Source organism: Blastococcus sp. SYSU DS0552 (assembly GCF_054050815.1).
Window position 1 is genome coordinate 213,880 of the sequence record NZ_JBJHAB010000004.1, and the last position, 12,476, is coordinate 226,355.

Sequence of the window (12,476 nt, forward strand, 5' to 3'; positions counted from 1 at the left end):
CACCAACGCGGCCGAATAGCCCATCCCGGCCATCTGCCATGGCAACCATTAGGCCCTTCACTCCGAACGGAACGGAACGGAACGGCACGCATGCTACCTTCGGAGGTAGATCGGGCCCCGCTTTGCGGGGCCCATCGCCGTTTCGAGGGGTGACTTGTTGGTCATTGTTGGGTGGCGGTGAGAATGCATGGCGGGATGAAGATCTACGCCGGGGCGCCGGCGGCTGCCCGGCAGTACGTGGAGGCCGACCGGGGTCGGGCGGATGACTACTACCTCTCCGAGGGCGTCGGCGTCGCCCGCCGGTTCAGCGTCACCGAGGGGCGGGTGACCGAGCTGTCGCCGCTGACCGGCGACGACTACGAGACGTGGGTGGCCGGCTGTGACCCGGGCACCGCCGAGCCGCGGGGGCAGCTGCGCGGCGACGGGCATGCGGTGCGGTTCGTCGAGGTGGTGGTCAACGGTCCGAAGACGTGGTCGCTGGCAGCGGCGCTGCATCCGGACATCGCGACGGCGTACGACGCGGCGCAAGCCCGGGCGGCCGAGCAGATCATCGGCTGGCTCGGGCAGCACGCCACCACCCGGGTCGGTCCGCGCGGCGGGCAGGTGCAGGTGCCGGTCGAGGTGGCCGAAGCGGTGACGGTGGCGCACTACACGTCGCGGGCCGGGGACCCGCACCGCCATCTGCACCTGCAGATCAACGCCCGGGTGGTCGCCGCCGGGAAATGGCGCGGGCTGCACACCGTCGGCCTCCGCGATTCCCTCGCCGCAATCAACGGTATCGGGCACGCCGCGGTCGCCTGCGACCCGCAATTCCGGACCGCGCTCGCCGCCCACGGATATGCATTGTCTGCCGATGGGGAGATACGGCAGCTCGCGGATTTCGTGGGCGCCTTCAGCGCGCGAGCCGCGCAGATCGCCCGAAACATCGACACCTACGAACGAGTTTGGGCCGCGGCGCATCCGGGCGAGCACCCGGGCCCGGCGTTGCGCCGCTCCTGGGACGCGCGAGCGTGGGCAGCGGGCCGCCCGGACAAGGTGCTGCCCCAGCCGGGGGAGGACCTCACGGCCCGGTGGCTGGCCGAGCTGGTCGCCCTGGGCTACCGCGACCGGAATGTTCCTGTCGGCCTGACCCCCACCCCGGTCGGCAGCCTGGACCGGGAGCAGGTGGTGGAGCGGGTGCTGGCCCGGCTGGGCGCCGCCCGCTCGGCGTGGAACGCCGCCGACGTGCGCGGGGAGGTCGAACAGCTGCTCGCTGCCGCCGGCATCGTCACCGACCCGGCGGTACGCATCGAGCTCGCCGAAGACCTCACCGCCCGCGCGATGGACCGGTGCGTGCCACTGCTGGACCGCGATAGCCCTGTCGGTGGGGTGCCCGAGCACATTCGGGCCTGGACCTCGGGGCCGGTACTCGCCGTCGAGGCCGACCTCACCGCCCGCCTCGCCCGCCGCGCCACCGAGCGCTCGGCCGGCGTCCCTGCCACCGACCCGATCCCGCCGGTCGACGTCGCCGCCGGTGCCACGCGGCTGGATCCCGGGCAAGCCGCGGCGGTCGCCGCGCTCGCCGGCTGGCGGGCCCTGGTGGTGATCGAGGGCGCAGCCGGCGCCGGCAAGACCACCACGCTGGCCGCCACCAGGAACCTGCTCGACCAGCAGGGCCGCCGGCTGGTGGTCGTCACCCCCGACGCTGAAGGCGGCCCAGGTCGTCGCCGCGGAGGTCGGCGCGGTCGCCGGGTCGGCGGCCCGGCTGGCCTTCGAATACGGCTGGCGCTGGAATGCCGACGGCGCGTGGACCCGCCTCGCCATCGGCCACCCCGACCCGGTCACCGGCCGCGTGTTTGCCGGACCGGCCGACGGGGCGCGGCTGCGGGCCGGCGACCTCCTCGTCGTGGACGAGGCGGGCATGCTGGATCAGGACACCGCCTGCACACTCCTGACGATCGCCGACGAGTGCCAGCTGCAGGTCGCCCTGCTCGGTGACCGGCATCAGCTCGCGGCGGTCGGTCGCGGTGGCGTCCTCGACCTCGCCGCGGCCCAGGTCGACCCGACCGGGCACCTGACCCTGGTCGGGGTGCACCGCTTCACCCGCACCGACGCCACCGGCCGCACGACACCCGATACCGACTACGCCGAGCTGACCCTCGCGATGCGCACCGGCAAGAACCCCGGAACGGTGTTCGACGCGCTCCTGGCCCGCGGGCAGATCCGGCTGCATCCCGACGCGCAGGCGCTGCGGGAGGCGCTGGCCGCCGGCGCGGCTGACGGCTACACCGCGGGCGAGCGGATGGCCGTGGTGGTCGCCACACGTGAGCAGGCCGCCGCCCTCAATGCCGCCATCCGGGACCGGCTCGTCACCGATGGCCGGGTCGACGACGGACGAGTGATTGTCACCGGGGCCGGGGAGCGGATTGGCGTCGGCGACCGGATCGCCACCCGCCGCAACGACCACGACCTCCAGGTCGCCAACCGCGACGTGTGGACCGTCACCGGCGTCGACGCCGACGGCGGGCTGCACGTCACCCCCGACGAAACGCCGCGTGTCACCCCCACCGGCGGCGTGTCCGCCGCTGTCCCCCTCGCCGTCACCCCGGCCGGGAAAGGGGCGCGGGTGCTGCCCGCCACTTACGTCACCGCGCACGTGGAACTGGCCTACGCCACCACCGCGCACGGCACCCAAGGCGACACCGTGACCGCCGCCCACCTGGTGATCGGCGAGGACACCGGCGCGGCCGCGGCCTACGTCGGGATGACCCGCGGCCGTACCACCAACACCGCACACCTGGTCGCGGCCGACCCCGCCGAGGCGCGGGAGCAGTGGCTGGCGGTCTTCGCCCGCGACCGCGCCGACCTCGGCCCGGCGCACGCCGCACGGCTGGCCGCCGCCGAGGCCGCTCGCTACGCCGGGCAACGCCCGCTGGAACAGGCGCTCGCCGACCTGCACTTGGCATGGACGGCCGAGCACCGCTGCCTGGATCGACTCGCCCATGACCTGCCGCGCCGGGACGCCCTGCGCGAGTTCGTCGACCTCGAGGCCGCCCACGTCCACCGGGCCGCCGCGCTGACCGAGGCGTATCGGCAGACAGGGATCGACGCCCGCCACGCCACCGCGCGGGCCGAGAACAGTGAGGCGCGTATCGCCGCCGAGACTGACCGGATCCGTGACACGCTGCTCGGCAGCTGGGACACCGGGCGTGACGCCGCCCGCGACGCGGCGCAGGTCGTGCTCGACGGTCCAGGCCGGCTCCGGCTTCGGCGGGGGGCGGTGCACCGGGCCGGCGAGCAGCTGGTGGACTGGGCGGACGCCTGGCGGGCCTACCTGCCGGCCATGCCCGCAGACCCGCGGCAGATCGCGCGCCTGGCTGACCGGTCCGACGACCGGCCGCGGCTGTGGACCGCCTTCGACTCCTACGCCCGCCACCACGCCGAACGCGCCCACCCCGAGCACGCTCAGTTGCGCGCGACCGCAGCCACCGCTCAGGAGGCCCACCGGCACGCCGGGGCCGCGGTCGTCGACGCCCGTCGTCAACACGAGGAGCGGCTCGCCCGCTTCGGATCTCTCGCTTGGACCCTCGACCCGGCGGAGCGGCTGGCCGACACCGACCGGGACATCGCCACCGCCCGCACCGAACTGGCTGCCGTCCGCGCTCGCATCGCGCGCCTGACGGCCGAGCCGGCTCTCCTCGCCCAGCCGGCCGACGAGCTAGCCAGAGAGCGTGACCAGTGGCGAGTCCGCCACGACCGCGAGCTCGCCACCCCCCAGACACCCGCCTCCCCGTCGGCGCCACCGCAGCTGGTCGTCCGACCGCCGCGTCCCGAGGACGTCCGACGGCTCGGACTACATCCCGACGCGGGCCTGGGGATACCTCGGTGAATCCCCAGCGAGGCGGGAGCCGGAGACAAATCCCATTCACGGTGTCAGCGTTCGGGTCAGCAGATGAGCCGAGCGTGCGCTGGCCATGGCCAGATTCGCGACCAGGGAGGCGATGAGCGGTGGCGTCGATCGCGAAGAGACCCGACGGGACTTTTCGGCCGCGGTACCGGGACGAGAACGGCAAGGAGCACGCCCGGCACTTCAAGCGGAAGGTCGACGCCCAGCGGTGGCTGGACGAGGTCACCGCGGCGATGGTCACCGGCGACTACGTCGACCCCGCCGCGGGGAAGATCACCTTCAAGGCTTGGTTCGCGCAGTGGTCGGGCAGGCAAGTGTGGGAGCGCGGGACGACGCTCGCCGCTCAGCAGGCGGCCAGCTCGGTGAGCTTCGCCGACGTGCCGATGCGCCAGATCCGCCCGTCCCACGTGCAGCAGTGGGTCAAGGCCATGTCGCAACCGGCAAGTGGCCGCAAGACCGGACTCGCGCCCAGCACCATCCGGACGCGCTACAACTACATCCACATGGCGATGCGGGGCGCGGTCGTCGACCGCATCATCAAGACCGACCCATCGGCCGGCGTGCCGCTGCCGAGAACACGCAGGACGTCAGCGTCGATGACCATCCCCGCTGTCGAGGAAGTGGGGCGCGCGCTCAGCGCTTCGCCGGAGTGGTTTCAGCCGTTCATCGCTGTGTGCGCCTTCGCCGGGCTGCGACTGGGGGAGGCGGCCGGACTTCGGCTGGAGGACGTCGACTTCCTGCGCCGGACAATCTCCGTTCGCCGCCAGCTGCAGGGCGAGAACAGCGCGACGACCCAGCCGGTTGCGCCCAAGTTCGGGTCCGAGCGAGTGGTCTACGCCCCGGCCGAGCTGACGGCGCTGCTGGCGAAGCACGTAGAACGAGCAGGTGTCCAGCGAGGGGACTGGCTGTTCACGAACGCCGGCCAACCTCTGAACCGGAACTCCGCGGGGCACCAGTGGCGGCAGGTCCGCAAGGCCTCCGGGCTCGAGGCGTACACGCTGCACGACCTGAGGCACTTCTATGCCAGCGGGCTCATCGCCTCCGGATGCGATGTGGTGACCGTCCAGCGATCGCTCGGGCACTCGTCGGCGACGATCACCCTCGGCGTCTACTCGCACCTGTGGCCCACCGCCGAGGACCGGACGCGCGCCGCAGCGGGCGACCTCATGGCCGCCGCGCTGGGCGCGTCTGCGGACTCCCTGCGGACCGCGAGACGGTAGCGACCCTCGGACCTGCAGGTATGGGCGTGGTCAGCGATAGTTGTCGAACTGCAGGGCGACGTCGAGGTCGGCCCCGCGGAGGAGCTGCTGCACCGCCTGCAGGTCGTCGCGCTTCTTGCCGCTGACCCGCAGCTGGTCGCCCTGGATCTGCGCCTGCACGCCCTTGGGGCCCTCGTCGCGGATCAGCTTGGCGATCTTCTTCGCGACGTCGGACTCGATGCCCTGCTTGATCGTCGCGCCGATCTTGTAGCTCTTGCCGGAGGCCTGCGGCTCGCCCGCGTCGAGCACCTTGAGCGAGATGCCGCGCTTGACCAGCTTCTCCTTGAACACCTCCAGGGCCGCCGAGACGCGCTCCTCGGTGTCGGCCTGCAGCGTGACCCCGTCCTCGCCGGCCCAGGCGATGGTGGCGTTGGTGCCGCGGAAGTCGAACCGCTGCGAGAGCTCCTTCCCCGCCTGGTTGAGGGCGTTGTCGACCTCCTGGCGGTCGACCTTGCTCACGACGTCGAACGATGCGTCGGCCATGTCTGTCCTCTCGTACCGGACGGACCCGGCGCGCGGTCGCGTCGCCGGGGACCCGTCACCCGTGGGTCCGTCGTCTTGTTACTCTCTCCCGGTACCAAACACGGCGGGTTGCCCGAGTGGCCAATGGGAGCGGACTGTAAATCCGTCGGCTTAGCCTACGAAGGTTCGAATCCTTCACCCGCCACGCCCGGTACGACGGCCCCCGACCACCAGGTCGGGGGCCGTTCGCGTACCGGGGTCAAGGCGCCGTGGGAGCCCGGGCGCTGGAGACGGCGGTGCGCTCCAGCTGCTGACCACCCAGGAAGAGCCAGCCGAACGCGATGTCGACGTGGCGGGTGCACCGCACCGTCACCTCGGCCCCGTCGGTCTCGGCGGTCCAGCTGTCCAGTGCGAGCCCCCCGTCGGCGAGCTGGTCGGCGACCGCTGTCTGCGCGGCGGCGCGGCCGAGCGGGAGCTCGGTCCCCACCCCGTGCGCGTAGACCACCGCCTCGTCGGCCTGGTTGGCCGCGGCCAGGGCGGCGCCGTCGCAGACCGACTGCACGGACTGCTGCTCGAGGAAGGCATCGGAGGCGGCGATCGCCCCGAAGGCCATCAGCGCCGCGACGAGCCAGCACACCAGCACGAACGGCAGCGTCGAGCCGCGCTCGCGGTCGTCCGGGCCGGGGTGCACGCGCGGCAGCGTAAGCGCGCGTCCGCGGCGTCCGCGGGGCATCGACACGATCTGTGGACCACCGCGGAGGACGGTTCACCCGTCCTCGTGCACGCCCGTGCGTCTGCGCGGGTGCGCAGTGTGCGCGGACCGGCAGGATCCGCGGCTGGAACTGCCGGTCCGCGCACGCGGTCGGCGGAGGAGGGGCCAAATCACGCGTCGTGTGATCAGCGTGGCGGCTGGTGACGACACGACGGGTCACGCGGCGTGTCGTGATCGAGATGCTTGTGGCGGCCGGTGACGGGAAGGAGTGTCACCCGCGCGGTCCGTATTCGACGACGCCCTGCCCCGCGCGCGGATGGCTGCCGCAACAGCCAACAGTCGTGCCACGAGGGAGGCGCCATGAACAGCAGCACGCAGCGTGAGATCGGTACCCGGGGTGTGAAGTGGGGCCGCGGTGTGAAGTGGGGCCGCGGTGTCAAGTGGGGCCGCAACGAGGCCTGAGCCTCTGCGGCGCCCGGTCGCCGGACTTCGTGCGGGGCAGTCGGTCCGATGGGCCGGCTGCCCCGCACTCATGTCCGGGGTGCCGCGTGCCGATGACCGTGGTGGACGGGTCGCTCTCCCGGGTGCGGGGAGGGTGGCGGTGATCGACACCGCTGCTAGCCTTCGCCCGCCCGACGACCCGGGGAGTGCCGTGCACGTGGCTGAGCAGGACGTTCGTGAGCGTACACGCCCGCGTACCGTCCGCAGTCCCTGGGCGGTCGCGACCCTCGCCCTGGTGGTCGCCGTCCCGGCGGGCGCCGCCGTGGTGGCGCGGGAACCGCTCGCGGTCGATGGTCGGGTCCTCGTCGCGGTCCTGCTGGCCGCGATGCTCGCCGAGTGGGTCAACGTCCACGTCGAGTTCCGGCGGCACAGCTTCGTCAACTCGGCGAGCGAGGTGGCCTTCGTCATCGCGCTCCTCGTGGTGGGCGGGGTCTGGACCGCCGTCACCCGCGCCCTGGCCGTCGGCACCGTCCTGGCGATCCAGCGCTATCCGCGGCCCAAGATCGTGTTCAACGTCGCCGTGGCGGTCATCGACAGCGCGGTCGCCATCGGGGTGCTGGAACTGCTCCCGGCGGGTGACATCAGGGATCCGCTGACGTGGGCGTCCTGCTTGCTGGCCGTCTTCGCGGCCAACGTCGTGGGGGCCGGCATGGTGGCCGGGGCCATCACCCTGACCCAGGGGTATCCCGGACGTTCGGTCTGGACGAGCCTCTTCGTGCCCGTCGTCGTCGTCCAGCCGCTGGCCGTCGTCATCGGCCTGGCCATCCTGCTGCTGCTGGACACCACCCTGTGGGCCGCGGTCATCCTCACCCCACTCGTGGTCGCGCTCGTGCTGCTCTACCGCCGGTTCGCCGAGGTCACCCGGGAGAGCCAGTCCCTGGAGCGGGTCTACGCCTTCGCCCGCCGGGTGGAGCAGGTGCAGCCCGACGAGTCGGGAACCCGGCGGATCGTGCAGGCGGTGCAGGAGCTCCTCAACGCCGAGCGGGTCGCCCTGTGGCTGCCGCCCTACCTCGACGAGGGGCCGCGGCTGGTCGTCGCCACCGAGGGCGGTGCCGACTGGTACGACGGGCCGGGCGACCCCGACGACGTGCTGCGCCGTCGCGCGGTCGCCTCGGCCGGGGCGATCCACGTCGCGGCCGGCCGCGCCGACGAGGTCGAGGCGGCGGCTCTCGCCCGGCGGGGGGTCGCCGAGCTGCTCGCGGCGCCGGTGACCACGGCCGCCGGCGAGCCGGGCTACCTGGAGGTGTGCGACCGGCGCAGCGACGCCGTCTCCTTCGGCAGCAGCGAGCGCGGCGCCCTGGAGTCGATGCTCACCCACATCAACGCCGCGATCCGGCAGCAGCAGCTGCTCACCCGCATCCGCTTCGACGCCGACCACGACCGGCTCACCGGCCTGCCGAACCGCCAGCGGCTCGCCGCGGAGATCGAGGCCCTGGTGGCCGAGGACCCCGAGGGCGGCCAGGCCGGCCTCATCCTCGCCTCGCTCGGCACCTACGCCGACGTCACCGACACCCTCGGGCACGCCGCCAGCGATGAGCTGCTGCTGGTCACCGCCGGGCTGCTCCGCGAGCACGCCCCGCCGCGCGCGCTCCTGGCCCGCATGGAGCGGGAGCAGTTCGCCGTCCTGCTGCCCGGTCTCTCCCTGGCCGCCACCGAGCAGGCGGCCCGGCGGCTGCGCGAGGCCGCGGCCACGCGGGTCCGGGTGGCCGGCCTCGACCTGGAGGTCTCGCTGACCATCGGCGTCGCCGCCGCACCGGTGCACGGCACCGACGCCGGCGCGCTCATGCAGCGCGCCGACGTCGCCCTGCTGGCGGCCGGGGAGGCCGGTGGCGTGGCCAGCTACCACCCGGTGCTGGACCAGCAGAGCCTGCGCCGCCTGCAGCTGGGCACCGAGCTCGAGCAGGCGATGGCCGACGGGCACATCGACGTCGTCTTCCAGCCGGTCATCGACGCGCAGACCTCCGACATCGTGTCGGTGGAGACGCTCGTGCGCTGGACCCACCCGCGCTACGGCAGCATCCCGCCCGAGGACGTGATCGGGCTGGCCGAGCAGATCGGCCGGATCGGGGCGGTCACCGACCACGTCCTGGAGCTCGCGCTCGCGCGGTGCCGGCGCTGGCTGGACCAGGGCATCTCGCTGTCGGTCGCGGTCAACGTCTCCGCGTGCTCGCTGAGCGAGCCCGACCTCGTCGAGCGGATCCGCGGTGCGCTGGAGCGGCACGACGTCCCCGGCGAGCTGCTCATCCTGGAACTGACCGAGAGCAGCGTCGTGAACGACTCGGTGCGGGAGAGCTCGGTCCTGGACAACCTGCACGACCTGGGGCTCCGGCTGTCCATGGACGACTTCGGCACCGGCTACTCGTCGCTCTCCCAGCTCCGGCAGCTGCCCATCGACGAGCTGAAGATCGACAAGTCCTTCGTGCTCACCATGGCCACCAGTCAGGGGGAGTCGTTCATCGCGCGCTCGATCATCGAGCTGGCCCACAACCTGGGGCTGTGCGTGGTGGCGGAAGGCGTCGAGGACGAGATGACGCGCAACCAGCTGATCGCCATGGGCTGCGACAAGCTGCAGGGCTTCCTGATCAGCCGGCCGCTGCCCGAGGACCGGCTGGAGAAGTGGTTGCTCGCCCGCACCGGCGTGCGCTCCGCCGCACCGGGGACCACCCACCGCCGCCTGTACGTCCGGACCTGACGAAGGACCCCGCGTCCCCCCACCGCTCGCGAGCTCGCGAGCGGGCCCCTCACGCGGGGCCGTTCCAGCACGTCCGGGTGCTCGCGGCAGGCCCCTGCAGGGGGGCCGGAGGCATCGGGTACAGTCTTCGATGGCTCCTCGGAGCACGCCCCTTTAGCTCAGTCGGCAGAGCGTCTCCATGGTAAGGAGAAGGTCTACGGTTCGATTCCGTAAAGGGGCTCTGGCAGTAACCTGACCTACCGGTCCTGTCGCGAGACCGGCCCGGGCGGTCACCCCGGCGGTGTAGCTCAGCCTGGTAGAGCAAGCGGCTCATAATCGCTGTGTCACCGGTTCAAGTCCGGTCACCGCTACTCCCGACGGACCCCGCACCCCGGGGTCCGTCGCCGTGTCGGCCACCTGGCCGGTGCGGCAGCAGGGCCCGGTCCCGGGTCCTGTCCCACAAGGCTAGGAGCGCTCCCGTGGCAGCCACCGACGTCCGTCCGAAGATCACCCTGGCCTGCCAGGAGTGCAAGAACCGCAACTACATCACGCGCAAGAACCGGCGGAACGACCCCGACCGGCTCGAGCTGATGAAGTACTGCCCGCGCGAGCGCAAGCACACGCTGCACCGCGAGACCCGCTGACGGTCCGCGGCAGCTGAGCGAGAGGGCGGGAGCATGGCGCTGGACCGGGAACTGGTCGGGCGCAGCTACCCGCCCTCTGCCGTCTACGAGGTCGGGCGGGCCAAGATCGCCGAGTTCGCCACCGCCGTCGGTGCCGAGGACGCGGTGCACCGCGACGTCGACGCGGCCCGCGCGGCCGGCCACCCCGACGTCATCGCGCCGCCCACCTTCGCCATCGTGGTGAGCCTGGAGGCGGCGTTCGTGGTGCTCGGCGACCCCGAGGTGGGGCTGGACTACAGCCGGGTCGTCCACGGCGAGCAGAAGTTCGTCCACCACCGCCCCATCCGGGCCGGCGACCGGCTGGTCGCGACCACCACCATCGACGCCGCCCGCACCGTCGCCGGCAACGACCTGCTGACGGCGAGGGTGGAGCTGGCCACGGAGGACGGCGAGGCGGTCTGCACGGCCACCTCGATGCTCGTCGCGCGGGGTGCGGCATGACCGTGGCGGTCGGAACCGAGCTCCCGGAGCTGGTCGTCCGGGTCACCCGGGCGGACCTGGTCCGCTACGCCGGCGCCTCCGGCGACTTCAACCCCATCCACTGGAACGAGCGGGTGGCCCGCAAGGTCGGCCTGCCCGGCGTCATCGCCCACGGCATGTTCACCATGGCGCTCGCCGCGCGGGCGGTCACCGGCTGGACGGGGGACCCGGCGGCGCTCGTCGAGTACCAGGTCCGGTTCGGGCGGCCGGTGGTCGTCCCCGACGACGACGCCGGCGCGGAGCTGACCGTGCGGGGCACGGTCGCCGCCCTCCTGGACGACGGCCGGGCGCGGGTCGACCTGGCGGTCACCAGCGACGGCGAGAAGGTGCTGTCCCTGGCCCGCGCGGTCGTCCGGCTCCCCTGACACCGGCGCCGGCCCTCCCCGCCCGGGCTGCGGCCCTGGACGAGGCGGACCTGCCCCGCTGACGGCGCCGGTCCGGGCCCCTCCTCAGTCCGCCTGACCGAGCAGCCGCTGCATGCGGCTGACGCCCTCGACCAGGTCGTCGTCACCCAGGGCGTAGGACATCCGGACGTAGCCGGGCGTCCCGAACGCCTCTCCGGGCACGACCGCCACCTCGGCCTGCTCCAGGATCAGCTCGGCCAGTTCCGCACTGGTGCCGGCGGTGCGGCCACCGATCGGACGGCCGAGCAGCCCCTTCACGGACGGGTAGACGTAGAAGGCGCCCTGCGGCTCGGGGCAGGCGACGCCGGGGATCTCGCGCAGCATCGAGACGATGGTCTGCCGGCGGCGGTCGAACGCCTCCCGCATGGTGGCCACCGCGGAGAGGTCCCCGTTCAGCGCTGCGACGGCCGCGGCCTGGGAGACGTTGGCGACGTTGGAGGTCGCGTGGGACTGGAGGTTGGTCGCGGCCTTGACCACGTCGGCCGGGCCGACGATCCAGCCCACCCGCCAGCCGGTCATCGCGTACGTCTTGGCGACCCCGTTCACCACGACGCACCGGTCGGCGAGCTCGGGGACCAGGACCGGCATCGAGGGTGCCGTCGCACCGGCGTAGGTGAGGTGCTCGTAGATCTCGTCGGTGAGCACCCACAGGCCGGCCTCGAGCGCCCAGCGGCCGATCTCCTCCACCTGCTCCGCCGGGTACACCGCGCCGGTGGGGTTGGAGGGCGAGCAGAAGAGCAGGGCCTTCGTGCGCGGGGTGCGGACGGCCTCGAGCTGGGCGGCCGACACCAGGTAGCCGCTCTGCTCGTCGGCCACGACCGGCACCGGGACGCCGCCGGCCAGGCGGATGGCCTCGGGGTAGGTGGTCCAGTAGGGCGCGGGCACGATGACCTCGTCGCCGGGGTCGAGCATCGTCGCGAACGCCTCGTAGACCGCCTGCTTGCCGCCGTTGGTGACCAGCACCTGGGCGGGGGTGATCCGCAGCCCGGAGTCGCGTGCGGTCTTGGCGACGATCGCCTCCTTGAGGGCCGGCAGCCCGCCGGCGGGGGTGTACCGGTGCATCGCCGGCGTCCGTGCGGCGGTGATGGCGGCCTCGACGACGTAGTCCGGCGTCGGGAAGTCCGGCTCACCGGCGCCGAACCCGATCACCGGCTTCCCGGCGGCCTTGAGGGCCTTGGCCTTCGCGTCCACGGCGAGCGTCGCGGACTCGGCGATGGCGCCGATGCGGCGGGAGATGCGGCGCGCGGCGGGCGGCAGCTCGGTCGAGCGGGCGGCGGGCTCCGTGGCGGAGGCGTCGGTCATGGGGTCATGGTGTCAAAGACCACGGCCCCCGGGCCGCCCGCCCGGTCCCGAACGGGCGGGGGGCCCGGCGGCGGGGCCCCGCGAGGGGTGGGGCCGGTGGGACGTTCGCTCCTCCC

General features: G+C 73.0%; 8 protein-coding genes, 3 tRNA genes and 1 pseudogene. 9 read left to right on the forward strand and 3 right to left on the reverse strand.

Annotated features, from left to right (window positions below; all coding sequences use genetic code 11):
• The first annotated feature begins 195 nt into the window (after positions 1-195).
• Positions 196-3,868 (forward strand): annotated as a pseudogene (gene mobF / locus ACI8AG_RS06070) (MobF family relaxase).
• A 119-nt stretch (positions 3,869-3,987) separates the two neighbouring features.
• Positions 3,988-5,106 carry a tyrosine-type recombinase/integrase gene (locus ACI8AG_RS06075; protein ID WP_456596305.1) on the forward strand — a complete coding sequence of 373 codons (1,119 nt, stop codon included), beginning with the start codon at positions 3,988-3,990 and terminating at the stop codon, positions 5,104-5,106.
• Positions 5,107-5,136: 30 nt separating this feature from the next.
• Here the strand turns inward: ACI8AG_RS06075 and ACI8AG_RS06080 are convergent, their stop codons facing one another.
• Entirely contained in the window at positions 5,137-5,628 is a 492-nt protein-coding gene (locus ACI8AG_RS06080) for a YajQ family cyclic di-GMP-binding protein (RefSeq protein ID WP_456596306.1), read from the reverse strand.
• A 102-nt stretch (positions 5,629-5,730) separates the two neighbouring features.
• On the opposite strand from ACI8AG_RS06080, the gene ACI8AG_RS06085 reads away from it, so the two are divergent.
• A tRNA-Tyr gene (locus ACI8AG_RS06085) sits at positions 5,731-5,812 on the forward strand.
• Between the two features lie 54 nt (positions 5,813-5,866).
• On the opposite strand, the gene ACI8AG_RS06090 is transcribed toward ACI8AG_RS06085, so the two are convergent.
• The gene (locus ACI8AG_RS06090; protein ID WP_456589088.1) at positions 5,867-6,298 is read right to left on the reverse strand and encodes a pilus assembly protein TadG-related protein; all 432 of its coding nucleotides are present in this window, start codon (positions 6,296-6,298) and stop codon (positions 5,867-5,869) included.
• A gap of 757 nt (positions 6,299-7,055) precedes the next feature.
• On the opposite strand from ACI8AG_RS06090, the gene ACI8AG_RS06095 reads away from it, so the two are divergent.
• The 6 genes from ACI8AG_RS06095 to ACI8AG_RS06120 all read left to right on the forward strand — a co-directional run bounded on the left by ACI8AG_RS06095 (position 7,056) and on the right by ACI8AG_RS06120 (position 11,019).
• Positions 7,056-9,512, forward strand: coding sequence for a putative bifunctional diguanylate cyclase/phosphodiesterase (locus tag ACI8AG_RS06095; RefSeq protein WP_456589087.1), 2,457 nt, complete (start codon positions 7,056-7,058; stop codon positions 9,510-9,512).
• Between the two features lie 147 nt (positions 9,513-9,659).
• Positions 9,660-9,732 (forward strand) — tRNA-Thr (locus ACI8AG_RS06100).
• A gap of 56 nt (positions 9,733-9,788) precedes the next feature.
• Positions 9,789-9,862, forward strand: a tRNA-Met gene (locus ACI8AG_RS06105).
• A 108-nt stretch (positions 9,863-9,970) separates the two neighbouring features.
• Positions 9,971-10,135 (forward strand): 50S ribosomal protein L33, encoded by a 165-nt coding sequence (gene rpmG, locus ACI8AG_RS06110; protein ID WP_091770212.1) that lies wholly within the window; start codon positions 9,971-9,973, stop codon positions 10,133-10,135.
• 33 nt (positions 10,136-10,168) lie between these two features.
• Complete coding sequence (locus ACI8AG_RS06115; protein WP_456589086.1) at positions 10,169-10,615, forward strand: FAS1-like dehydratase domain-containing protein; 447 nt, start codon at positions 10,169-10,171, stop codon at positions 10,613-10,615.
• Entirely contained in the window at positions 10,612-11,019 is a 408-nt protein-coding gene (locus ACI8AG_RS06120; RefSeq protein WP_456596307.1) for a MaoC family dehydratase, read from the forward strand. The genes ACI8AG_RS06115 and ACI8AG_RS06120 overlap by 4 nt, the downstream gene beginning before the upstream one ends.
• Before the next feature lie 84 nt (positions 11,020-11,103).
• On the opposite strand, the gene ACI8AG_RS06125 is transcribed toward ACI8AG_RS06120, so the two are convergent.
• Positions 11,104-12,360, reverse strand: coding sequence for a pyridoxal phosphate-dependent aminotransferase (locus ACI8AG_RS06125; protein WP_456589084.1), 1,257 nt, complete (start codon positions 12,358-12,360; stop codon positions 11,104-11,106).
• Positions 12,361-12,476 lie beyond the last annotated feature (116 nt).